The organism is Acetobacter sp. UBA5411 (assembly GCF_002409645.1).
Taxonomy (GTDB): Bacteria; Pseudomonadota; Alphaproteobacteria; order Acetobacterales; family Acetobacteraceae; genus Acetobacter.
Window position 1 is genome coordinate 36609 of record NZ_DHNR01000041.1, and the last position, 23621, is coordinate 60229.

The window sequence follows — 23621 nt, forward strand, 5'->3', positions numbered from 1 at the left end:
TGAATGGCGGGTGACCGGTCTTGCAACTTGACCCCGCCGCCTTCATCCGCCAAACGACAAACTCTCATATCGAGATCTTCGCAAAACGCGAAACTTTCACCCTATAGCGAGGCAGTCGGCACAATCATGCTCAAGCAAGGCGAGTTCCTGTTTACCTCGGAATCGGTGTCCGAAGGCCATCCCGACAAAGTGGCGGACCGGATCAGCGATACGGTTCTGGATGCTTATCTGACAGCAGACCCGGAAGCGCGCGTCGCCTGCGAAACGCTGGTGACAACCAACCGCGTCATTCTTGCCGGTGAAGTCCGCGGTCCGTCTTCCATCACGTCGGAAGGTCTGATCGAAGCCGCCCGTGAAGCGATCCGTGACATCGGTTACGATCAGGCAGGCTTCTCCTGGAAGAACGCTGAAATCAGCAACTACCTGCACGCGCAGTCCGCTGACATCGCTGTCGGCGTTGATAGCGCAGGCGAGAAGGACGAGGGTGCAGGCGATCAGGGCATCATGTTCGGCTTCGCGACCAACGAGACCGAGACGCTGATGCCAGCGCCGCTGTACTACTCCCACAAGATCCTCAAGACGATGCGTGACCTGCGTCGCGCTGGCGATCCGCGTGCGAAGGGCCTGCAGCCGGACGCCAAAAGTCAGGTGACCCTGCGTTATCTCAACGGCAAGCCGGTCGAAGCGACATCTGTCGTGATCTCGACGCAGCATGACGAAGGCGTGGATCAGAACGTCATCCGCAATGAGTTGCACAACATCGTCAAGGACGTGCTGCCGGAAGGCTGGATGCCAGCCGACAAGGAATTCTACGTCAATCCGACCGGCATCTTCGTGATCGGTGGTCCGGACGGCGACGCCGGTCTGACAGGCCGCAAGATCATCGTCGACACATACGGCGGTGCGGCTCCTCACGGTGGTGGCGCGTTCTCCGGCAAGGATCCTACAAAGGTCGACCGTTCCGCAGCCTACGCCGCCCGCTATCTGGCGAAGAACGTTGTCGCTGCCGGGCTTGCTGACCGCTGCACGCTTCAGCTGTCCTACGCCATCGGCGTGTCGCATCCGCTTTCTGTCTATGTCGACTTCGACGGCACAGGCAAGGACATCGACGAGGCCAAGCTGGTGAAGGTTCTGCGCGAGGTCATGAACCTCTCCCCGCGTGGTATTCGTCAGCACCTGCGTCTGAACCGTCCGATCTACACCGAGACGTCCGCTTACGGTCACTTCGGTCGTACGCCTGACGAAGCCCGTGACACGTTCCCGTGGGAGCGCACGGATCTCGTCGACGCGCTGCGTAACGCTTTCAACCGCTGAAAGCAGGACGATGAGTGTGGTGGGTGAAGAGGGTGGCGCGGTTACTCCGCATGAGAGTGAGGAGAAGACCGCTTCCACTCTGAAGCCACCGGCTCAGCGTCTTTACGGTCGCCAGCGGGGTCATCCGCTGCGCGACCGTCAGCAGCGCCTGATTGATGAGGCGCTGCCCCGGATACGGTTTCCGGAAGATAAAGCCTCCGATCCGAAAGCGGCGTTTGATACCCGGCCTGAGCAGGTCTGGCTGGAAGTCGGTTTCGGTGGCGGAGAGCATGTTCTCTCCCAGATCGAGATGCATCCTTCTGTTGGCTACATCGCCTCGGAAGTGTTTGAGAACGGGCTCTGCTCCCTTCTCGCACCGTTGTTCCCATCGCGTGAGGAAGCGACGTCTCCCGTGCCGCCGCTTCTGCGTCTGTGGGACGATGATGCGCGTCTGATGCTCCAGAATCTGCCGGAAGCCTCGCTGGACCGGATGTTTCTGATGTTCCCGGATCCGTGGCCGAAAAAGCGCCATGCCAAACGTCGCTTCGTCCACCCCGGCAATCTGCCGTTTGTGGCGCGGGCGCTGAAGCCCGGTGCAATCTGGCGTGTGGCCAGTGATGATCCGACCTATCAGGCATGGGTCGAAGAGGTTATGGGCAATCAGAATTTCTTCGAGACGGCTCTTCCAGCGCTTGAGCGCCCGGAAGGCTGGCCTCCGACGCGCTATGAGGCGAAGGCTATTAAAGCCGGACGTCAGCCGATGTACTGGACGTTCGTGCGGAAGTAATGCCTCGAAGGGCAGGGGGCAATGTCTCTCTTACCCGATATCTCTAGGATGTATTTCTCGGGATAGGGGCGCATTAAGCGCCCCCACTATTAGTGAATAGCAGCACGGTTTGGATCGCTGAGTGACGCTGAATGTCGTCACCCGCATCGTGCGAGACCTGTCAGTGCGTTTCCGCCGACTTGATCACATCGTAGCCTGCTGAACCCGGCGGCGGGCCCGGAGGCGGCAGATCGTCCGCTGTCACGGAAAGCAGCTGCTGGGCGTCCGGTCCAATCTGATGCGCGTTGATGGCCGTTCCATAAACACCCGTAGCGCCCGGTCCCGCTGCATAGAGCATGGCTCCCGGCTTCAGCCACGCTGCGATCTTTGCCGCGTCACGGGTCGGGATGCGGATCACCGTATGATCCTTCAGAATGGCACCAATCAGTACGCCCTGAATGTTGTAGAGTGGGTGAGTAATCTCACCATGCACTACGATGTCGGGCCCGGCGACCATTTCAGGAGAATGCTGCGGCATGGCGATGCCAACATCCTCGGAACGGCTGCCTCGCGGTCCAGAGAGAGAAAAGGCCTGAATAATGGGAAGAGCTTTTCCCTTCAGGCCGGTGCCGGTAATCTTTTCGCCTGGCTTGACGATCTTGGGGATATCCCACGACAGATCCTGTGAAACGAGAACCTGCGTACCATCAGAGAGCAGCAGACCGGTCACGCCGCCTCCTGCTGAAGGGATATACTGCGTCACAGTCCCGCTGAACGAAGGGAGCACGGACAGATCGTAGACCGAGGCGGGGCCGCTTCCGGCTGATGATGAGGCCGCCAGAACGGGAGAGGCACTAAGCGCTGCGGCGGAACCGACGGCAATGACTGCAAGGCGTAACAGGTGACGCATGACTGGTCCAATCGTTCACTGGCCGTTTGCTGGCAGAGAGCGAACAGGCCGGAAAAGCGCGAAAAATAAAGCAGTCCGGATATCGCCACGAGTGACGTATCCGGACAAGCCTTTTCGTATGCGGATCAGTGCCTGAAATGACGCATACCGGTCAGCACCATGGCAATTCCGGCTTTGTCGGCGGCGGCAATGACTTCGTCATCACGGATGGAGCCACCCGGCTGGATCACGGCGGTAGCGCCGGCAGCCACAATGGTCTCCAGCCCATCGGCGAACGGGAAGAAGGCGTCCGAGGCCGCCACACTGCCGCGGGTCAGCGGCTCGGACTGGCCGAGAGCTTTCGCCGCTTCAAGACTTTTGCTGACGGCGATACGCGCGGAGTCCACACGGCTCATCTGGCCTGCACCCACACCAACAGTCGCGCCATCCTTGGCGTAGACAATGGCGTTGGACTTGACGTGCTTGGCGACGCGGAAGGCGAAGATGAGGTCACGCATTTCCTCGGCGGTCGGCGCACGCTTCGTCACGACTTTCAGAGCGCTTTCCTCAATCCGACCATTGTCGCGCGTCTGGGCGAGGAAGCCGCCCGCGACGGAGCGGACGATCACTCCGCCTTCGGTCGGGTTGGGCAGAGCGCCGGTCAGCAGCAGGCGCAGGTTCTTCTTGCTGGCGAGGACGGCCTGCGCCGCTTCGGTCGCATCGGGAGCGACAATGACTTCCGTGAAGATCGCAGAGATCTTCTTTGCCGTCTCTTCGTCCAGCGTGCCGTTCAGAGCCACGATGCCACCAAAGGCCGATACCGGATCGCAACGCAGGGCGCTGTCCCAAGCCGCGCTGAGGTTGGCGGCAGTCGCCACGCCACAGGGGTTGGCGTGCTTGACGATAACGACGGCCGGTTCCTTGAATTCGGCGACGGCTTCGAAGGCAGCGTCCGTGTCGTTGAGGTTGTTGTAGGACAGGGACTTGCCCTGCACCTGACGCGCTGTCGCCACACCGGGACGCTTGCTGCCGTCAGTATAGAAAGCGGCCTGCTGGTGCGGGTTCTCGCCGTAACGCAGGACTTCCCGACGCATGCCCGACAGGGTGAAGCGTTCTGGGAACGTGTCGTGGCGCTCCTTGGCGAACCATGCAGCAATGGCGGAATCGTAGGCTGAGGTGCGGGCATAAGCCGCGCCAGCCAGCGCACGGCGGGCTTCCAGCGTTGTGCCGCCAGCCTGAAGCGCTTCAATGATGGCGCCATACTGGTCCGGGCTGGTCAGCACAGCGACATGGCCGTGATTCTTGGCGGCTGCGCGGATCAGAGCGGGGCCACCGATGTCGATGTTCTCGATGCAGTCGTCAGCGGATGCGCCGGACGCGACGGTTGCCTCAAACGGATAAAGATTGACGGCGACCAGATCGATCGGCGCAATCTTGTGTTCTTCCATCTGGGCGACATGAGCGGGCAGATCGCGACGACCGAGGATGCCGCCGTGAATCTGCGGAACCAGCGTCTTGACGCGGCCATCCAGAATTTCGGGAAAACCGGTATGGTCGGAGACTTCGACGACGGGCAGGCCAGCATCACGCAGGGCTTTAGCGGAACCGCCGGTGGACAGGATTTCTGCTCCCTGAGCAACGAGGGCGCGACCCAGTTCGATCAATCCGGTCTTGTCGGAGACGGAGAGAAGGGCGCGCTTTACAGGCAACAGGCTGGTCTGGCTCATCGAAGTCGAGTCTTTCGCGAAGGAGTCCATCAAAACGACGGTCTGGCAAAACGTCGGTCAGGCGTCGTTGGCGGCGTGCTTAGTGAAGTGGTTGCGATGTGGCAACCGCAACGAGAAAAAGTCCGGGAGTGACCCGGACGGAAAAGCGGCTGGATTTTCCTGATTTTACTATTCAGAACAAAGGCGCAGCGTGTTTCGACCCGCTGCGCCTCCGCCTAGTCATTTTCCGCGGGCGGTGAAGTTTTCCAGCCAGTGGATCGTATAATCGCCCTTCTGAAACTCCGGATCCGCAAGGATACGGCGGTGCAGAGGAACGACTGTGCTGACGCCCTCGACCACCAGTTCATCCAGCGCCCGACTCATGCGTGCGATGGCAGCGGCACGTGTCGGAGCATGGACAATCAGCTTGGCGATCATGCTGTCATAGTAAGGCGGCACGCGGTAACCGGCATAGACGGCGCTATCGATGCGCACGCCGAGTCCACCCGGCGGGTGATAGACCGTAATTGTGCCGGGGCTTGGGATGAACGTGTCCGGGTCTTCCGCATTGATGCGGCACTCGATGGCATGACCGGAGAAGGTGATGTCCTTCTGGCTGTAGCCAAGCGGCTCACCGGCAGCAATGCGGATCTGCTCACGGACGAGGTCCACATCACAGACCATCTCCGTCACCGGATGCTCGACCTGAAGACGGGTATTCATCTCGATGAAGCAGAACTGTCCATCCTGATACAGGAATTCCAGTGTGCCCGCGTTGCGGTAGCCCATCTTGGAAAGTGCTGCCGTCGCCGTCGCGCCAATGGCGTCACGCTCTTCCGCTGTGAGGGCAGGGGAGCCTGCCTCTTCCAGCAGCTTCTGGTGACGACGCTGGAGCGAACAGTCGCGCTCACCGAAATGCACGACGTTGCCGTGCGTATCGCCCATAATCTGCAATTCGATGTGGCGCGGCTTGTCGAGATATTTCTCGAGATAGACCGCGTCATTACCGAAGGCCGCTAGGGACTCGGTGCGGGCGACGCTCCAGGCCTCGGGCAGTTCTTCGCGTGTCTGGGCGACCTTCATGCCACGACCACCACCACCGGCGGCTGCCTTGATCAGGACCGGGTAGCCGACGCGGTCAGCAACTTCGTAGGCTTCCTCAATGCTGAGGAGTTCGCCGTCCGAACCCGGAACCAGAGGAACGCCGAGGGCTTCCATCGTGGTCTTGGCGCTGATCTTGTCGCCCATGGTGCGGATATGTTCCGCAGTCGGGCCAATGAAAGCGAGGCCGTGGGCTTCGACGGTCTCGGCGAAGTCAGCATTTTCTGACAGGAAGCCGTAGCCGGGGTGGATGGCTTCCGCGCCAGTGATCGTCGCTGCAGAGAGGATCGCCGCCACGTTCAGATAAGAGTCGCGAGCCGAAGGTGGTCCGATACAGACGGCCTCGTCAGCGAGGCGGACATGCATGGCGTCCGCATCGGCGGTTGAGTGGACCGCGACCGAGCGGATGCCCATCTCCCGACAGGCCCGCAGGACGCGCAATGCGATTTCGCCGCGATTGGCGATGAGGATTTTGGAAAACATTATTCAATAATGACGAGCGGTTGGCCGAATTCAACAGGATCGTTGGATGCCACGAGAATCTGTTTTACCGTACCGGCTTTCGGGGCCTTGATCTGGTTGAAGGTCTTCATCGCTTCGATCAGCATCAGGGTCTGGCCAGCTGTTACGGTTTGACCTTCCGTGATGAACGGCGGAGAAGACGGGTCAGGGCTGAGATAGGCCACGCCGATCATCGGGCTGTTGACGGCACCGGGGTGTTTGGACAGATCGGCGGGCGCAGCGGCGACCGGGGATGCTGCAGCAGGCGTTGGGATTGCTGGGGCAGCCACCTGCACCGGAGCCGCGGCGACCGTGGAGGCAGCACGCACAACACGAATACGGCTGTCCTTTTCGGCGACTTCAATCTCGGTCAGCCCGGTGTCCGTCAGGATATCGGCCAGTGCCCGTATGGCATCTGCGTCTACGAGCAGTCGGCTCATTGCGTTTCCTCGTTCAAAAGTATGTCGGTCATTGCCTGAAGTGCGAGCGCGTAGCCCTGCACACCCAGACCACAGATGACGCCCACCGCAGCGCGCGAGACATAGGAATGATGTCTGAATGGCTCACGGCGATGGATATTGGAGATATGGACCTCGATCACAGGCAGATCGACAGCCAGCAGCGCATCGAGCAGCGCGATGGACGTGTGTGTGTAGCCCGCCGGGTTGATGATGATGCCCTGTGCCCGTCCCCGACATTCCTGAACCCAGGAAATCAGCTCTCCTTCCCCATTGGTCTGCCGGAAATCAATGCCGACATCCAGCTTTTCGGCGTTCTGCGCGCAAAGCTGCTCGACATCATCGAGTGTCGTTCTGCCGTAGACTTCCGGCTGGCGGAGGCCAAGCATATTCAGGTTGGGACCGTTGAGGACGGCGATGAGGGGGCGTTCCATAACTGCGCGCCGTTAGCACGCCCATTCCTTAACTCCAAGAGTCGGTTCATCATTTTTTGCATGATATGTTTCGTAATGTAATCTCTTTGTGGAAAAGAAATGGCGGAATATTGGTGTAAATTCAGCGATTGAAAGTTTGTCTTGAAAATTACTGTAGTAACTTGTGTGATTTATGCGGCTTTTACAGAAGTAAAAATTTTTGAAGAAGCCTTTCATGTCAGCCTGTGATTATTGCAATTGTAACCGCTCACTGACTGATCTGTCTGTCAGGGTTGAATTTCTCGGAAAAATCGGCTTTATTGGCTAAAGTCTCAACAGAAATCTGGTGAATGCGTGCTGTTTTCGCGTGGAAAAAAGGGTTCCGGGCTTTTCGCAATACTGGCCCTGTCATGGACAGTCGGTGTTGCCGAAGCCAAGGCAGCTACGCAGACGCATGATTCCGGCTTTTCGGCATCTCCCGCTCATACAAGCTGGGCTGCATCGGTAAAGGAAGCCCTTGCGAAACGGGCCGCAGGAGCAACGTCGCTGGCTCATCACATCCAGCATGGTATGGCGAGCTGGTATGGCGGTCGTTTTGCGCATCGTGGCACCGCGAATGGTGAGCGGTTTGATCCTTCCCAGATGACAGCAGCCCACCCTTCCGCACCGCTTGGCAGCAAGCTTCTTGTGCGGTCCGAGGAAACCGGTCGGCAGATTGTTGTGACCGTCAATGATCGCGGTCCTTATAAAGGTGGGCGTGTGATTGACCTGTCACATGCAGCAGCGGCGCAACTGGGAATGTTGCGAAAGGGAGTTGCGCATGTGGCGGTCAGCCCGCTAACGGAAGAAGAAGCTCTCGAGGTTGCTCAGGCACCCGAGTAATTTTCGCATATAATTCCGGGTCATACCCGTCAGGAATGGTGGTTCTTCAGTAAAAAAGTCTGGTACGTCCAGTGCGTGTCAGACTTTTTTGCTGTTGTATACTATGCAGACAGGGGAGCAGGCTGGCTTTTCTCCATATCAGAAGAAGCTGCGATTCCATTACGTTAAGTAAAGCAGGATCAAAGGGGCCGTGTCCATTTGTGGAATCCGGCGCAGAGTGCTGGCCGCTATTCCACTTCAGACTCTCAGGATTTCCCGTGTGGTCGACTGCGCCCGGGCTTCCAGTTCAGCATTGAATTCGGCACCAAGCAGAACGACCCAGGCACTGACAAAAAACCACATCATGATAGCGATAACGGCACCCAGGGGTCCGTAGGTCGAGCCATAGCTCGCAATGTTGGCGACGTAATAGGAAAAGCCGGAAGCGGCCAGAATCCAGATGAATGTCGCGGCGACAGCGCCCGGAATAACCCAACGCCATTTTGCATGATGACCGCTCGGCCCGACGCGGTAAAGCAGCATGTAAGCAAGAATGATCAGCACCGCCATGATGCTGAGACCCGCCAGTCGGACGCCCAGTTCGATCGAGCCGGGAGGCGGATCAATCCGCAGGATGACCGGCAGGAGCTGAAACAGGATGGGGACCGCGACCATGATTGCTACCCCAAGACAGATCTCCAGGATCGCGGACAGTGTCAGGGCGAGAGCCAGCGCCTGAAACGCGATGAAACTGCGGGTTTCAGTGGTGCCGTAGGCAATGTTCAGGGCGGAAAGAATCGATTTGATGCCAGCTGATGCTGACCAGAGCGCGATGGATGTCGAGATGGCCAGATTCATGGTCAGGGAGCTGTGAGGCACCGAAACAAGTTCGTTGACCCGGTTTTCAATGATCGAGAAAGCGGCGGGTGGCAGCAGTTGCCTGATCGAATTCAGCTGCGTGGCGACGCTCTGCACGTCAAAGGCCAATCCATAAATGGAAATCAACGTGCTGATGGCAGGAAACAGCGCCAGCGTGGCGTAGAACGCGCAGCCAGCAGCAATCAGCGTTGTCGGTCCGGCGATAATGGACGTCACCGTCGATTTGCAGACTTCCTTCCAGTCAGCCTTTGTCAGGGCGAAAGGGGAGGACAGATGACGGCGAGGCTTGTCTTTCTGTTCGGTCGCACCTGAGTCGCCCGCAGGCGTTCCTGTTTCAAGGTTAGGCTCAAGCGGAACATTGGACAGGGAGGAACTCATCGGGTGTCGTCAACCTCAAACTATATTCGGTGAAGCCTGCAGCGATTGCCAACGCGCAGGACGCGCCTGAGTTGAGGAGGCGCTCGGAAAGAGTGGGTGGACGAACAGTCCACCAGAATCCAAAGATTCTACTGCGAAAGTTTCTGTTTCGTGAAAGAGAGTTATTGAATGTCTTAAAGGAAGAGAGAAGGGGTTTTCCAGTTTTTTCGGTGTAATAAAAAAATCTGTTGCATTCGGGCATGAAACGCCCCATATGCCCCCTCACGCAGCAACGCACGTGCCACTGGCCCTCTGAGGTTACGCAACGACGTCAAGCGTTCTGGCAACTGGGATCCCTCGGGATTCAGTCTTGGTCGCTGGTCCGTTAGACCGTTTCGCAACACAGCCTGCCATGGCTCCTTATCTGGCAGGCCAGCAAGGGATAGGTGCGATGACACCCAAAATCTCTCAATTTCTTGCGGAAAATATTCCCGCCACCCCTTGCCTCGTCGTCGATGTCGATGAGGTCGAAAACCGTTATCGCGCCCTTCAGGTCGCACTTCCCCTTGCTCGCATCTATTATGCCGTGAAAGCCAACCCGGCCGAGGCGATCCTGAGCCGACTGGTTTCCCTTGGGTCCAGCTTCGATGCTGCTTCATGGGAAGAGATCGAGATGTGCCTGAACGCAGGCGCAGACGCTGATGACATTTCTTTCGGCAACACTGTGAAGAAAGTCAGCGCGATCAAGGCCGCTTATGCTGCTGGTGTCCGTCTCTTTGTCTTTGACTGCGAAGAAGAGCTGAACAAGCTCGCCCAGCATGCGCCGGGATCGAAGGTTTATTGCCGTCTTCTGGTGGACAATTATGGAGCTGAATGGCCGCTGTCCCGCAAGTTCGGCACGACGGTCGAAAGCGCCCGCGAACTGATGCTGAAGGCGCGCGACCTTGGCCTTGATCCGTATGGTCTGTCCTTCCATGTGGGAAGCCAGCAGGTTGAGACAGGCAGTTACGAAATGGCGATCAGCCGTGTCGCGGCTCTGGTATCGGATCTGTCCGAAGCCGGTCTCGATCTGCGCATGGTCAATCTCGGCGGCGGATTCCCCATTCGTTATCGTGAGGACGTGCCGCACATTGACGATTTCGGTGAGGCGATCTCGACGGCCATGAAAAAGCACTTCGGCAATGCCCTGCCTGAAATGCTGATCGAGCCGGGTCGCTTTATCGTTGGCGCTGCTGGCGTGGTTTCCGCTGAAGTCGTGCTGGTTAGCCAGCGTGGACGCGAAGGCGGTCCGCGTTGGGTCTATCTCGATATCGGTCGCTTTGGTGGTCTGGCCGAAACGGAAGGCGAGGCGATCCGTTACGCGATTCGCACGCCGCGTGATGGTGGGCAGACAGGCGCGGTGGCGCTCGCCGGTCCGACCTGTGACGGCGCGGATATCATGTACGAGAAGACGCACTACGAACTGCCGCTCGCTCTCGAATCCGGTGATCGTGTCGAGCTTCTTGGAACGGGCGCCTACGTTTCCACCTACTGCGCGACCCGTTTCAACGGCTTCGCACCGCTGGCGGAACATTATATCTGATACGGTATGGCAGGGCAGTTGTTGACGCCCTGCCGTTCTCTCAAGATATGCTGTGCGCATGACGCGCATTGATACAACAAAACCCTTTCTGCCTGTCCGGATCGCCGTGATGACGGTGTCCGATACACGCACTCTGGAAACGGACAAGTCCGGCCAGATCCTTGTTGATCGCCTTCAGGCTGCCGGGCATGTGCTGGCGGCCCGCTCGATCGAACCCGATGACGCTGACAGGATTGTCGCGCGTCTGGAAGAATGGATCGCCGACCCCCAGATTGATGTCGTGATTACAAGCGGTGGCACTGGTGTCACCGGCCGCGATGTCACGCCCGAAGCGTTCGAACGTGTGATAGAAAAACGTATCGAAGGTTTTGGCGAGCTGTTCCGCATGCTGTCTTATCAGAAGATCGGCACATCCACGATCCAGTCACGCGCTTTGGCGGGCGTGGCGCGCGGCACTTACCTGTTTGCGCTTCCCGGTTCGAGTGGTGCAGTGAAAGATGGCTGGGACGACATTCTGGTGTTCCAACTCGACAGCCGCCACATGCCCTGCAATTTTGTGGAGCTTATGCCCCGTCTGCAGGAACGATAAAGGAGACGACGACATGGCCGACGATATCAAGATTCTGATGCTTGCTGGTGATTACGTCGAGGATTACGAAATCATGGTGCCGTATCAGGCGCTGACCATGGTGGGTTACACCGTTGACGTCGTGTCCCCGGATAAAAAGAAAGGCGACAAGGTCATTACGGCCATTCATGATTTTGAAGGCGCCCAGACCTATAGCGAGAAACCCGGTCATCACTTCGCACTGACGGCGGACTTCGACAAGGTTGTCCTTGATGATTATGTCGGGCTGGTCGTGCCGGGCGGACGGATGCCGGAATATCTGCGTCTCGATCAGAGAGTCCTTGATATCGTCAAGGAGTTTTCGGATCGTCCAATCGCCTGCATCTGTCATGGCATCCAGATTCTGACAGCGGCTGGTATTGTTAAGGGGCGTAAAGTCTCGGCTTATCCGGCCTGTCGTCCTGAAGTTGAGATAGCCGGTGGGACGTATGTCGATATTCCGGTGACGGAAGCCATTACGGACGGAGAGCTGGTGACGGCCCCGGCATGGCCTGCACATCCGGCGTGGCTGTCCCAGTTTCTGAAGGTTCTAGGAGCCAATGTTTCTCCCTGATCTCTGACTGTCGAAGCACGGATTGAAAGGCGGCTCTTTATGAGGAGTCGCCTTTTTTATGATGAATAAAAAACTTTCTGTTTCTCATCGATCTGTATGATTTTTTTCGCTTTCAGAGTTTCTATGAGTGGAGAAACTTCCTGAAGAGTGATTTCCGTTTTAAATACTGCAATGAGCATATTTCTGAATTTTTCTTCTGTGCTGGGGCGGCCTTTTTTTATCTTTTCCAAATGCGCAATTACTTTGGTTTCCAAGGTCTTATTTGTAGTTTCCTCTGGTTTGTGATTGCCAGGAAAGCTGTCTGATCGCGTGCAATGTATTCCTGTTGCCTTCAAATGGGCGATGAGCGGATCAAAACCGGTGTCTTTTGAAATGATATGGAAACGGGCGGTTTTATCCACACCAGCAAGCAGCCCGATATAATAGGCGATATGAAAGTCGAGTGCGTTGTTTCCTGTGGCATGGATTTTTATGTAGCGGGCCCTTTTCCCTATAAGCTGTAAAGAGTGGGCAATATTGAAGTTGATTTTATCCTGTGACTTTCCGACAAAAACAAGAATATTGATGTTTTCATCTTTCAGGGAAGGAAGCGTTTTAGGTTGAATGTTTTCATAATCAATCAGAATATAAATTCTTGATAATGTAATTTCTTCTGATATCACGGTTTTTCTCCTGAAAATCGCAATATCTTAAAAATATTAATTTTTTATTTTTCACTCTCTGTTTGTAGAAGTTTTTTGTGTTTGTTTTGGCTTGTGTGATGGACGAAACACTTAAATAGACATGTTTTATTTTTACTGTTCTGACGGTTTTAGGGTAGGTGTAGGCAATGATTTGGTTTGTATGCCTGTACGAAATCCGTGTCATTTAACGGATTTTGGTATTTGACTATTGGTCTCGCTAATAAAAATGCGACGTTGCGACAGCAAGATTGGCTAATTTCTCCAGCACTACATCTGCATTTGATGGTGAGTTCTGAATTTATCTATCCCTATGATTTAGATTTTCCGTTATGTAAGTCAGAACCATACCTGCAACCAGCAAACTGCCAAGAACCAGAACCAGTCCTGCGAGACTTCCGGCGAAAGAAAGAGGCACCATGAAGATGGTATTGGCGTATCGCCAGATCATCATGACGGGATAGCCAAGCAAATAGATCGAGAGCGTGTTCCTTTTGGCAAAGGCAGCGACGGTTTCGAGCCAGGCGGGGCAAGGGCATGATGCACCTAACCACACTAACAGAGGTACGCCGATGCCCAGTAATGGCGCGCCGATGAGATGAATTTTCGGCAGGTGCATGCCAACGAATAGTGCGAGAACGGTGACTGGGTGGATTTTCGGGGTGCGAGCTCCATACTTCGTGTGCAGATGGCGTAACCCCGCGCCGCCGGCGAAGCTTAGAATCATACGTGGCCATCCACCCCAGTAATGCACTGATGCCCAGCCAGCATTGAGATCGCGCCACATCATGCTCAGGGTGAAGTAGATGAAAGCCGCGCCAATCCACAGAACAAACAACCGTCTGGGAGCATCATGAACACGTAGACAGACCAGAAGGGCGAAGCCGAACAACTCCAGCACGATAGCCCAGCTGGGTGGATTGAGCGGGAAGACCGAGCCGTAAACGAGTGTGGAGAAAAAAGGCAGCAAAACAGAACCGGAAATGAAAGCGCCGACCCAGTTTGTGATCGTCCATCCCCCCGTATTGGCGAGTGCCTGCGGAGCGAAGGAACAGAAGCTGACTACGAGTGCGATGGCGTAAACCGGATAGATATGAGCGAGGCGGATGCGGATAATCTGCCACTTAGTCATACTGATAACAGCGGGCTGTGATAGAAAGCCCATTGCGAGGAAGCCCTCGATCATGAAAAAGATGTCGATGGCGATCTGTCCCTGAGGCCACAACCGCCCCACATAGGCTTCCCCCCAGTGACCGGTAAAAATACTGAGCGCGACGAGCATGCGCAGCAGTTGAAGCATTGGATAGCTTCTATCTTTTTCGCTCGCTAACGAAATATCTGCAGCTATCATGGGCTTACAAACCGTATAACCCAACTGCCGTGGGCTATCAGAATTACTTTTGACTCATTGCTTCCGACGACGAAGGTCTGATACTGATGGCGGCATGGTCTGGTCTCGCTTGCCTCCGATAGATCGAACGCCGTCATGTTGTGACACGCACAGCAGAGAAATCGCTTCTCACATGCCTTTCAGTCTCGTGGAAACTGGCGCGACCGACGGGAATGCCAGTATCAGCAAAGGATATGTAGTTACTGACAATATACAGTCGAACGATAGCGATTTCTGTCGTCATGTCATCCTTTCCTTCACTGTTTTCTTAATGTCGATTCGGAAATTCCTGTCTCGGTCACCAGTCTTGCAAGTGCAGAACCCTGCTGCCGTGATTACTTATCCAAGTGAAGAACAAAATGGCAGAAGTCGTCGGAACTCCAAAGCTTAATGTTAAAACAATCCGTGAGTGAAAAGCTTTTTACGTAATCCGGTACCAGACCTCTGTGACCAGTGCGCCCACAGTGCAAGACCCGCACAATGCTATACACAGGAACGTCTCATGACGACACGCACGATCCTTAAAGCGCCGGCAGCTAAATTTACGATCCCAATCCGATACTCATAGGAACCGTAGCCATAGAATGGGCGGCAAGGGTTGCATTGCTCTTGCCTGCACGCATGTTCCTATTCCCACTATATGTAAGATCATTATTATCTAAAGAAGAAGTGTTATTACAAAAAAAAGTCGAGTTCAAATAAAGGTAAAAAATGACAGATCGGGTCATGCACGGCCCTCATCATGATCGCCTTTCTTTTAAAGAAAGAAGAATAATCAGCCCACACTACAACAGCAGCGTCCCATTCAGACTTAACGCCCTACAATGCGTGATTATAGTAAAAAGGGAATATGGATAAGGCGATTGATCGATCACGAAATAGAGAGTGTATCACAAGAATCCGTACTAAATATAAGGTAAATTTTGTAAAAAATAGGATTCATTCTTTGTTAAAATCAATTAATTTAAGGTGTTTATCCAATAAAATTAATAAGTTATAAGGTATAGTAGTATGCTGCGCGATGCCGTTCTATAGTGTTATTCGCTACATTTTTGATGACAGGCTTTCTATTTTATGTGTAACGTAACCACATACCCGGTTGTTCTTAAAAATAAATAAAAACAGTGAAAGCGAAGAAGGCCCGGATCAGTTTCTAAGGTAAGGAATAAACGAAAATAAAATACGACAGAAATTGATGCCATCTTCTGATCGTAACAGATGGTATAAGAGTTTTTGCGTGTCTTGCCTGAATTGACTGTATTAAGATTATTTTTTTCTGTTTCGGCAGATTTATGGTTTTGGGTAGAATGGATATCTAAAGACAAAACGAAGTTTATTCTACTTTGTTATGTTTGTATTTAAATTTAAATTTGTGTTTTCTTTCAGCGTGTGGATTAAGTGCAGGTATTTATTTCAGGAATCTGTGTTCCCAGAATGCTTCTCTGTAAATTTTCATGTGCCACTACAAGCATATTTTTTGCGAGGTCAATAATGTCGCTACAAAAAAGTACGACTTCTGACGTAACTGATTGAAATTTGGCTCTTTTGATGCGAGCGAGAGAAGGCGAACATGCGAGTTCTGATTGTCGGAAATATGGGTTACGTGGGGCCTGCCGTCTCGGCGCAGTTAAGACGGACACGGCCTCAAAGTGTATTACATGGTTTTGACAATGCTTACTTTGCTCATTGCCTCACAGGAGTTGCGCGTCTGCCCGAAAGAGCCCTCGATGCCCAGTTTTTTGGAGACGTCAGGTATTTTTCAGATGGATTGCTTGCTGGTTACGATGCTGTCGTCCAGCTTGCCGCAATTTCGAACGATCCCATGGGGGACAAGTTTCAGGATGTCACATTCGACATCAATCAAAATGCAACGGTAGCCTTGGCGCGGGCTGCATCTGCGGCCGGTGTAAAACACTTCGTCTTTGCATCCAGTTGCAGTATTTATGGAGTTGCCGAGGGTGGTCCCCGCAGGGAGAGGGATCCGCTCAACCCGATTACTACTTACGCACAATCCAAGATCGGTGCGGAAAAAGCACTGGAGCAGATTGACAGCGCTATGACAGTTACCTGTCTGCGTTTTGCCACAGCCTGCGGCATGTCGGATCGCCTTCGACTGGATCTTGTGCTGAACGATTTTGTCGCTTCTGCGATGGTTACTGGAAAAATAACCATTCTTTCGGACGGAACGCCCTGGAGGCCGCTGATTGATACGCTCGATATGGCCCGGGCGATAGACTGGGCGGTAAGCCGTTCACCAGATAATGGCGGACGTTATCTGGTCGTGAACGTCGGTAGCGATGAGCGGAATTATCAGGTCCGTCAGATTGCTGAGGCTGTAGCCAAAGCCTTGCCGGGCACCGCGTTAAATATAAACACAAATTCAGCAGTGGATAGCCGATCGTATCAGGTCGATTTCGGTTTGTACAAGTCACTGGCGCCCCATCACCAGCCCCAGATGACGCTTGAGGATTCGATTTCTCATCTTAAAACCGGTCTGGTTGGAATGGGGTTTAAGGACAAGGAATTTCGCGATTCAAGCCTGATAAGACTGAAAGTTCTGGAAAACCATATGGCTTCCGGACGACTCAATCGCTCTCTTGTCTGGCGATCCGAGGAGCAATCCCAATGTAATTACTGAATTTGAATATCCCCTATCCTTGATAGTCACAGGCTGAAAACAGCTCTGTCTTCAAGGTAATCACTTTAAAAGTGTTTTGCGGCAAAAGGAAAAAAATAAATGAAGGTCGCAATTCTTGCTGGTGGTTTTGGTACAAGGCTCAGTGAAGAGACAATGATCCGCCCCAAGCCTATGGCTGAAATCGGTGGACGACCAATACTCTGGCATATCATGAAGATATATTCCCATTATGGGTTCTCTGATTTTGTCATTCTCGGCGGTTATCGCATCGATTTCATACGAGATTATTTCATGCGCTATCGCTCTTCGCGCAGCGATTTCACCATAGACCTCGGCACGGGAGATGTGCGCTGGCTGGAAGCCCAGACCGACAACTGGCGCGTCACAATACTGGATACAGGACTGGAATCCTTGACAGGTGGACGCATTCTCCGTGCGCGTCGTTATCTTGAGGACAGCACATTCTGTCTCACTTACGGTGATGGTGTAAGTGACGTGAATATAACTGATCTTTTGGAATTTCATCGGTCGCGTGCGGCTTGGTGCACACTGACAGCTGTAGTGCAGCCCGGTCGCTTTGGCGCGCTGGAGCTTACCGATAATGCGATGTCCGTAAGCGGCTTCGGTGAGAAGCGCGCCGGTGATGGTGGATTGATCAATGGCGGTTTCTTCGTATGCGAACCGCAGGTTCTCGACCTGATCGATGACGATCTGACGACATGGGAAGCGGAACCGATGAGCAGGCTGATCGAGCGAGGCAAGCTGTCGAGCTTCGTGCATGATCGGTACTGGCAAAATATGGACACCCTGCGAGACAAGCAGGTTCTGGAGGCCACATGGGCAATAGGGGCTGCCCCGTGGAAAGTCTGGTCTGACTGAGATTGTCCTGACGAAAACCACTTTGTCCTAGAACTACATGATAATAAATCTGGAGCCGGAACATGATTATTGTCGATACGGCATTGAAGCATCGCGAAGCCGAAGGGCGACCAGTGACAGTAGCCCTGATTGGTGCAGGGACGCAGGCGAAGGCCATCGCGCGCACCATTGAAACAGCCACACCCGGGATGCGCGTAGTGGCTGTTTGCAACCGTACACGCGCCCATGGTGAAGCCCTGTTTGAAGAGTTGGGACTTGAGCCAGTGTGGTGCCCGGACGTTCAGTCGCTTGAACGTGCCCTTGCGTCAGGACAGCGGGTCGTGAACAGCGATCCGGTGCTTCTGGCTCAGGCCAGTGGAATCGATGCGATCATCGAGGCAACTGGTTCCATGGAATACGCTGCCAGAGCGGCGCTGGCTGCGATTGAAGGTGGCAAACATCTGATTCAGGTGAACGCGGAGCTTGATGGAACGGTTGGCCCTATTCTGAAAAAGAAAGCTGACCTCGCCAATGTCGTCTATACCGCAGGCGATGGTGATCAGCCGGGCGTCATGATGAATCTGGTTCGCTTCATGAAGGGGATCGGCGTGCGTCCGGTTTTGTGTGGTAGCATCAAGGGCCTTTACGATCCTTATCGCACTCCGGATACGCAGATATCGTTTGCGGAAAAATGGGGTCTGCAGCCTGCCATGGCGGCATCTTTTGCTGATGGAACCAAGATCTCCTTTGAGCAGACAGTGATTGCCAATGGCACAGGTATGAAAGTAGCCCAGCGCGGCATGCTTGGTCCCGATTTCTCTGATGGCAATCCTGATACACCATTGGTACCGCTTGAAGATGTTGCGAAAGCTTTTTCTCCACTTCTGGACGCGCATCTCGCGGCGGGGGGACCTGGAGTGGTCGATTATGTGATCGGGGCACGACCAGGACCGGGTGTTTTTGTGCTTGGGACGATGGATGACGTAAAGCAGCGTCATTTTCTGAATTATTACAAGATGGGACCGGGTCCCTATTATTGCTTCTACACCCCGTTTCATCTGTGTCATTTTGAAGTTCCAGGGTCTGTAGCGCGCGCCGTTCTGTTCGGCGACGCGACGCTTGCGCCGCAGGCTGGCCCGGTTGTCGGCGTTATCGCGCTGGCCAAGAAGGACCTAGTCCCGGGTGAGACAATCGCCGAACTCGGTGGTTTCGAAGCCTATGGAATGATTGAAAATATCGAAACCATAAGAGCGGAAAATCTTATTCCTCTCGGTCTTGCCATAGGTTCTACAGTTCGCAGACACGTTCCTCGTGATCGCCCCTTGACCTTTGCAGATATTGATCTGCCGGAAGGAAGAACCATCGATCGTCTTTATACCGAGCAGGAGAGGGAGTTTGCACCACGCGAGATGATCATGGAGGATGCCTGTGATCTTTCATGAAACTACGCTGAAGGATGCCATGATTATCGAGCCACAATTGATAGAGGATAATCGTGGCTTTTTCTCCCGGATGATGTGCCGGGATGAATTCACGCAACATGGTCTGATTTCCGATTTTGTACAACATAATATGTCGTTTTCACGGAATAAAGGCACGGTTCGCGGACTTCATTTTCAACGTGGCGTTCACGCCGAGGCCAAGCTCATACGATGCACCAGAGGCAGTATTTCCGACATAATCGTGGATCTTCGTGGAGATTCCGTGACCTATCTGAAACACGAGTCTTTTGTTCTGAGTGCAGAAAATCATCATATGCTGTACGTTCCACCCGGATTCGCTCACGGATTTCAGACACTTACTGATAATACAGAGGTTTTTTATCCTGTGAGCGCAGCTTATACGCCCAGCGCGGAAGGAGGGTTGCGCTACAACGATCCGCTGCTTGGGATCTCATGGCCTCTGGAAGTCATTGATTTATCAATTAAAGATGCATCATGGCCGTTTTTGCAGCAGGGGCAGCCTCCAATTTTCTAATGAATTTCCTGCAAAGGCGTCTCATGCTCTGTGAGGAATCTGACGGGAACACGGTGATGTGAATAACCTGAATACTTCCTGTTTCTGCTATAATTTTTCGTAAGCCATATCGGTTTAAATATAGGTTAGTTTCAGGAGATGAAGCCTCGGAGTGTCTTCTGTTCCTGATGCCTGGAGTTTCTGATGAAAAACGAAGAAGGGTTCCAGTCTGGAAAAAGACGTTTTCTGGTTCTCGCACGTGTCGGAGATGATTCATTGCATCGCGAATGGATTGCGGATGACACAACGCCACGCAATTGGGATCTTCAGCTGAATGTCTATGCAAAAGACCATTCGCTTTCTTTCGATGGTGATCTGCCTACCGTATTCGATTATGGAACGAAATGGGACAGTATAGCCCGTCATTTTAAAGCAAATCCTGCACTGCTTGATCATTATGACTATATCATGCTGCCGGATGATGACTTGCGGATGAAGTCAGCTGATATAAGCAGACTATTTGATATTGCGGTAGAACATGATCTCACCATGGCACAGCCGGCCATGACACATGATAGCTACGTCTCCCACGAGATTGTCTTGCGCGTGCCCGGCTTTCAGTTGCGTTACAGTAATTTTCTCGAATCAATGGCCTGCTGCATCAAGTCGTCGTATCTGCGCACGCTCCTCCCGATGTTCGAGCGGCATTTCACGGGATGGGGGACTGATCTCATCTGGACAATGCTGATGGAGGATCCGGCCTTCCGTGCGGCAATCGTCGATGAAGTGCCTATGGTTCATGTCCGCCCGCTTTACAGCGGTCCCATCTATGTGAGTTTCACTAAAGACGGAATCGATCCGCGTCAGGAAGTACGCCTTCTGACGAGTTGTTTCGACAACTATCCGAGGTTCAAGCATGTCTATGGAGGCTGGTTGACTAACGGTCGGCGGGTGGGGGATTTTGAAACGCGTATTCGCAATGCAATCGCGCTTTTGCGGATTGCGCCGCGGATGCAACACCGGAAGAGAACAACCTTTAAATCGTTTTGGCTGCTAGTCTGGGCATTTACCAAAGCCGGCTATCGTCCGGAGCAGCTTCGAGCCATAGCCGGTACTGAGATGGCTCTTCTTGGACTGGGGAAAAGGGTATCGTTCGCGCGCGGAGAGGCTGACGGCGTTATTGATGCTTCGGCAACGCGCGACACCATCATTTCTGGACTGGAGGAGAACAGTATGGCCGCACCGCCAACATTCCAGAGCTTGAATTTACCGAGCTGAACAGTAACGCTCCATCATGGATCCGACCAACTGAACGATTGGATGGTTTGGAGATTACATGAGATCACGAAAGACGGCTCTGGATGCTTGCGAGAAAGGCCTTAACTGAAGCCTCAATAAACCCTCTGTGTTTATTGAGGCTTCAGTATAACAGTCGCCCGAATGGTGGCGCTCACCGTCTGGTCTTCCGAACGCATGGTGGGAGCAGCCATCGCAGCGCGCGCCATAAAGGCGACCGGACGGGCTGTCAGCGGCTCACCGACTGAAATGGAAGAGATTGACGCTACTTTCAGACCAAGATCGCCAGCAATCTCATTAGAGCGGCTGCGCAGATCATCGACTGCCTTTTTCTCTGCCTGTCGATACAGCTCTTTCTGATGTTCCGGGGAGAGGGACCATGACACGCCTTCGAGCAGTAATCCGCTGGCCTGAAGCTTGCCGACCAGATCCAGAAGGGCAGAGGCATCCTTGGCCTTGATCTGGATGGTCTGTCGGGCGGTCCAGCTTGAAGGTTTGTTGTCCTTGCGATTTTCCGACACGTCATAGGAATCGGTAAGAACTGTAAACCCTGAGATTTTTTCAGCTTTTGTCACCGCATTATGCGCCGCATCGTTGGTGCGGGCCTGCGCGTCCACAGCCTTTGTCGCTTCATTCTGTACAAGCAGGGTTGCTGTCACCAGATCGGGAGCGGCATCGACGGACCCGGAACCCGTTACATTCAGGCGGGTGGTGTTGTCAGGTGTTGTAGGTTCGGCAGCGTAAGATGCTCCGGCCGATACACTGCCCATCAGGGCAATCCCGCAGGTTACAAGATACAGCGATTTTGAAGGGATCATTGACGAATATTCCTGCCTTTGAGAATGACGAGGGCTTCTCTCAGCCGGGTGACGCCCAATCTGACATAGCCCTGACTACACAGGCGCTGGCCTTCTTTTCTGAGCGCTGTGACGTCAGTTTCGGAATGGGACTGCTCGTTGTATGTGTCAATCGTGCGCATCAGTCGGGAGCAGTAATCCCGACTGTCGGATGTGACTTCCATTCCCACTTCAGTAGGCGACCTGTCTCCCCGTTCTGCTGTCTGAACGATGGAGGCGACATTCGTAACCCGCGACGGGTCTCCCTCGTTCAGGGGCTTGTCGGTGAAGAGCGTATGAACGGATGACTCTCCGGTCTGCGCCGCGGCCGCTCCACACAGGCCGATCAGCAGAATCGGCGCCGCAATTAAAAGTATGATCCGTATCATGATTGAGACATTAACAGATCGGGTCTGTCTTGCGGATGGTAAGTCCGTGAATCCTCCGTCATATCTGTGTCCTGCTTTTTGCCATCATCCTCAGGAAGCGGCAGATACATTCTCACGCAAAGACCCGGACTGCGGGAATAGAATTGCAGCACACCGCCGTGAAGCTGGACGATAGCCTGCACAAGTGAAAGACCAAGGCCGGAACCCGGTGTGTTTCGGGCGGCGTCAGCACGGAAGAAGCGCTCGGACGCCCTTTCCATGTCTGCGTCCGTCATGCCCTGTCCCTGATCGCTGACGTCAATTGTGACGATCCGCCCGCCAGCCCGATCGGCGGGGGCGGGGTTGAAGCCGGTAGCGACTGCGACGGTTATGGTGCCATCATCTGGCGAAAACTTGATGGCGTTATCAATAAGGTTTGAAACCGCCTGCTGAATCATCGAGCGATCACCGTAGAACTGAAGGTGTTCCGGCGCACGCAGAACGATTTTACTGCCCTGATCATCGGCCAGCGGTTCGTAAAGCTCCACAATATCACTGAGCACTGGCATGAGATCAAAGGTTGCAAAAGCCGACCGCCTTGAGCCTGCTTCGATCTGCGCAATTCTCAGAAGGGCTTCGAACACAGCTGTAATGTTATCGAGATCGCTGACGCCTTCTTCAATGGCGGCACGCAGGGTGGTTTCATCCTTGGCATGCAGTGCTGCGTATTCAAGCTGGGTGCGGGCTCGCGTGATTGGTGTGCGCAGGTCATGGGCGATGGCGTTCGAAACCTGTTTTACGCCGTCCATCAGGCGTTTGATGCGATCAAGCATCTCGTTGATGGCTTCAGCAACTTCATCAATTTCATCACCGCGTCCGGAGAGGGGAACGCGGCGGTCCATATCACCGTGCGCAATGGCGGAGGTCGTGCGCGCAATCGAGGAAATCATGCGCCTGAACATGCTTCGGACGAAAAAGGCGCCGATGAATGTCAGGATGGTAATGACGCCCCATGCCCAGAACAGGGTGTCGGTGAGCAGGTGACGCAGCGTCGAGCGTCCGCGAACATCCCTTCCGACAAGAAGCCGATAATGTTTGGGAAGATCAAAAGACTGGACTTCGGCAACGCCCCGGACACCGGCCCGCTTGATGGTGAGCTGATACCAGACATTGCTCATGGCCACGGCTTCCGGCCAAGAGGGCAGATTGCCCGCTATACGCTCGCCATGGGGGTCCACCAGCAGATACAAGGCGTCATCATCGACATTGTATTCCAGTCGATCTTCAATGGTAAGCGCCAGTGCCGAGAGACCGCCATCCGACCACCGTTCGGAAAGGGCGCGTGCATCGGCGGCGACGGACGCTTCCACCTGCCGTTGCAGGAGGCTCGCGGTTCCCCACCAGATGACCGAGAGAAACAGCCCGGCAGAAACCCAGAACAGGACAGCATAGCCGAGAGCAAAGCGGACACCGGCCGATCTCAGGCCACCGATATGGTAGCGCAGCGCCTTGAGCGAGAGGCGAGGGAGTCGAAATCCACGGCGGGGTGCGGAAAGGTCCTGCGCATCAGATTCACTGGGGCCGGATATCATAAGTCAGCCACCACGAATTG

The 23621-nt window shown here is 54.2% G+C and carries 23 protein-coding genes; 11 read left to right on the top strand and 12 right to left on the bottom strand.

Features of this window, described 5'->3' with window-relative positions:
- The first annotated feature begins 126 nt into the window (after positions 1 to 126).
- Both metK and trmB read left to right on the top strand, forming a co-directional pair.
- Positions 127 to 1314: a methionine adenosyltransferase gene (gene metK / locus B3759_RS14880; RefSeq protein ID WP_291367125.1), complete on the top strand. Its 1188-nt coding sequence runs from the start codon at positions 127 to 129 to the stop codon at positions 1312 to 1314.
- 10 nt (positions 1315 to 1324) lie between these two features.
- Entirely contained in the window at positions 1325 to 2080 is a 756-nt protein-coding gene (gene trmB / locus B3759_RS14885) for a tRNA (guanine(46)-N(7))-methyltransferase TrmB (RefSeq protein ID WP_291367127.1), read from the top strand.
- Between the two features lie 160 nt (positions 2081 to 2240).
- Here trmB and B3759_RS14890 read toward each other — a convergent pair whose 3' ends face one another.
- From B3759_RS14890 to aroQ, 5 genes are all read right to left on the bottom strand, one after another.
- Positions 2241 to 2969: a hypothetical protein gene (locus tag B3759_RS14890; RefSeq protein WP_291367129.1), complete on the bottom strand. Its 729-nt coding sequence runs from the start codon at positions 2967 to 2969 to the stop codon at positions 2241 to 2243.
- 125 nt (positions 2970 to 3094) lie between these two features.
- Positions 3095 to 4675, bottom strand: coding sequence for a bifunctional phosphoribosylaminoimidazolecarboxamide formyltransferase/IMP cyclohydrolase (gene purH, locus B3759_RS14895; protein WP_291367132.1), 1581 nt, complete (start codon positions 4673 to 4675; stop codon positions 3095 to 3097).
- A gap of 219 nt (positions 4676 to 4894) precedes the next feature.
- A complete protein-coding gene (gene accC, locus B3759_RS14900; protein ID WP_010667930.1) occupies positions 4895 to 6238 on the bottom strand; it encodes an acetyl-CoA carboxylase biotin carboxylase subunit in 1344 nt (447 codons plus the stop codon).
- Positions 6238 to 6696, bottom strand: a complete 459-nt coding sequence (gene accB / locus B3759_RS14905; RefSeq protein ID WP_291367134.1) for an acetyl-CoA carboxylase biotin carboxyl carrier protein — start codon at positions 6694 to 6696, stop codon at positions 6238 to 6240. Before accB ends, accC begins: the two co-directional genes overlap by 1 nt.
- Positions 6693 to 7148 carry a type II 3-dehydroquinate dehydratase gene (aroQ, locus tag B3759_RS14910; protein WP_010668754.1) on the bottom strand — a complete coding sequence of 152 codons (456 nt, stop codon included), beginning with the start codon at positions 7146 to 7148 and terminating at the stop codon, positions 6693 to 6695. The genes accB and aroQ overlap by 4 nt, the downstream gene beginning before the upstream one ends.
- A 333-nt stretch (positions 7149 to 7481) precedes the next feature.
- On the opposite strand from aroQ, the gene B3759_RS14915 reads away from it, so the two are divergent.
- The gene (locus B3759_RS14915) at positions 7482 to 8009 is read left to right on the top strand and encodes a septal ring lytic transglycosylase RlpA family protein (protein ID WP_291367136.1); all 528 of its coding nucleotides are present in this window, start codon (positions 7482 to 7484) and stop codon (positions 8007 to 8009) included.
- Between the two features lie 237 nt (positions 8010 to 8246).
- On the opposite strand, the gene B3759_RS14920 is transcribed toward B3759_RS14915, so the two are convergent.
- A complete protein-coding gene (locus B3759_RS14920; protein ID WP_291367137.1) occupies positions 8247 to 9245 on the bottom strand; it encodes a YihY/virulence factor BrkB family protein in 999 nt (332 codons plus the stop codon).
- Positions 9246 to 9675: 430 nt separating this feature from the next.
- Between B3759_RS14920 and B3759_RS14925 the strand changes: the two genes are divergently transcribed.
- From B3759_RS14925 to B3759_RS14935, 3 genes are read left to right on the top strand one after another with little or no spacing between them, the layout of a single operon-like run.
- Entirely contained in the window at positions 9676 to 10806 is a 1131-nt protein-coding gene (locus tag B3759_RS14925) for a type III PLP-dependent enzyme (protein WP_291367139.1), read from the top strand.
- Positions 10807 to 10864: 58 nt separating this feature from the next.
- Complete coding sequence (gene moaB / locus B3759_RS14930; RefSeq protein WP_099349380.1) at positions 10865 to 11395, top strand: molybdenum cofactor biosynthesis protein B; 531 nt, start codon at positions 10865 to 10867, stop codon at positions 11393 to 11395.
- A gap of 13 nt (positions 11396 to 11408) precedes the next feature.
- The gene (locus B3759_RS14935; protein ID WP_291367142.1) at positions 11409 to 11987 is read left to right on the top strand and encodes a DJ-1/PfpI family protein; all 579 of its coding nucleotides are present in this window, start codon (positions 11409 to 11411) and stop codon (positions 11985 to 11987) included.
- Positions 11988 to 12043: 56 nt separating this feature from the next.
- On the opposite strand, the gene B3759_RS14940 is transcribed toward B3759_RS14935, so the two are convergent.
- From B3759_RS14940 to B3759_RS14950, 3 genes are all read right to left on the bottom strand, one after another.
- The gene (locus tag B3759_RS14940; protein WP_291367145.1) at positions 12044 to 12649 is read right to left on the bottom strand and encodes a PIN domain-containing protein; all 606 of its coding nucleotides are present in this window, start codon (positions 12647 to 12649) and stop codon (positions 12044 to 12046) included.
- A 319-nt stretch (positions 12650 to 12968) separates the two neighbouring features.
- Positions 12969 to 14018, bottom strand: a complete 1050-nt coding sequence (locus B3759_RS14945) for an acyltransferase family protein (RefSeq protein WP_291367148.1) — start codon at positions 14016 to 14018, stop codon at positions 12969 to 12971.
- Positions 14019 to 14151: 133 nt separating this feature from the next.
- Positions 14152 to 14301 (bottom strand): hypothetical protein, encoded by a 150-nt coding sequence (locus B3759_RS14950; RefSeq protein WP_291367149.1) that lies wholly within the window; start codon positions 14299 to 14301, stop codon positions 14152 to 14154.
- A gap of 1326 nt (positions 14302 to 15627) precedes the next feature.
- On the opposite strand from B3759_RS14950, the gene B3759_RS14955 reads away from it, so the two are divergent.
- The 5 genes from B3759_RS14955 to B3759_RS14975 all read left to right on the top strand — a co-directional run bounded on the left by B3759_RS14955 (position 15628) and on the right by B3759_RS14975 (position 20787).
- On the top strand, positions 15628 to 16695 hold the full coding sequence (locus tag B3759_RS14955; RefSeq protein ID WP_291367151.1) for an NAD-dependent epimerase/dehydratase family protein: 1068 nt from the start codon (positions 15628 to 15630) through the stop codon (positions 16693 to 16695).
- A 99-nt stretch (positions 16696 to 16794) separates the two neighbouring features.
- A complete protein-coding gene (gene rfbF / locus B3759_RS14960) occupies positions 16795 to 17574 on the top strand; it encodes a glucose-1-phosphate cytidylyltransferase (protein WP_291367153.1) in 780 nt (259 codons plus the stop codon).
- A 62-nt stretch (positions 17575 to 17636) separates the two neighbouring features.
- A complete protein-coding gene (locus tag B3759_RS14965; RefSeq protein WP_291367155.1) occupies positions 17637 to 18995 on the top strand; it encodes an NAD(P)H-dependent oxidoreductase in 1359 nt (452 codons plus the stop codon).
- Positions 18982 to 19530 (top strand): dTDP-4-dehydrorhamnose 3,5-epimerase, encoded by a 549-nt coding sequence (rfbC, locus tag B3759_RS14970; RefSeq protein ID WP_291367157.1) that lies wholly within the window; start codon positions 18982 to 18984, stop codon positions 19528 to 19530. The genes B3759_RS14965 and rfbC overlap by 14 nt, the downstream gene beginning before the upstream one ends.
- 183 nt (positions 19531 to 19713) lie before the next feature.
- The gene (locus B3759_RS14975) at positions 19714 to 20787 is read left to right on the top strand and encodes a DUF707 domain-containing protein (protein ID WP_291367159.1); all 1074 of its coding nucleotides are present in this window, start codon (positions 19714 to 19716) and stop codon (positions 20785 to 20787) included.
- Between the two features lie 131 nt (positions 20788 to 20918).
- Here B3759_RS14975 and B3759_RS14980 read toward each other — a convergent pair whose 3' ends face one another.
- The 3 genes from B3759_RS14980 to B3759_RS14990 are packed head-to-tail and all read right to left on the bottom strand — an operon-like array spanning position 20919 to position 23601.
- Positions 20919 to 21623, bottom strand: a complete 705-nt coding sequence (locus B3759_RS14980; protein WP_291367161.1) for an SIMPL domain-containing protein — start codon at positions 21621 to 21623, stop codon at positions 20919 to 20921.
- Entirely contained in the window at positions 21620 to 22030 is a 411-nt protein-coding gene (locus tag B3759_RS14985) for a hypothetical protein (protein ID WP_291367163.1), read from the bottom strand. The genes B3759_RS14980 and B3759_RS14985 overlap by 4 nt, the downstream gene beginning before the upstream one ends.
- Positions 22027 to 23601, bottom strand: coding sequence for a sensor histidine kinase (locus B3759_RS14990; RefSeq protein WP_291367164.1), 1575 nt, complete (start codon positions 23599 to 23601; stop codon positions 22027 to 22029). The genes B3759_RS14985 and B3759_RS14990 overlap by 4 nt, the downstream gene beginning before the upstream one ends.
- Positions 23602 to 23621 lie beyond the last annotated feature (20 nt).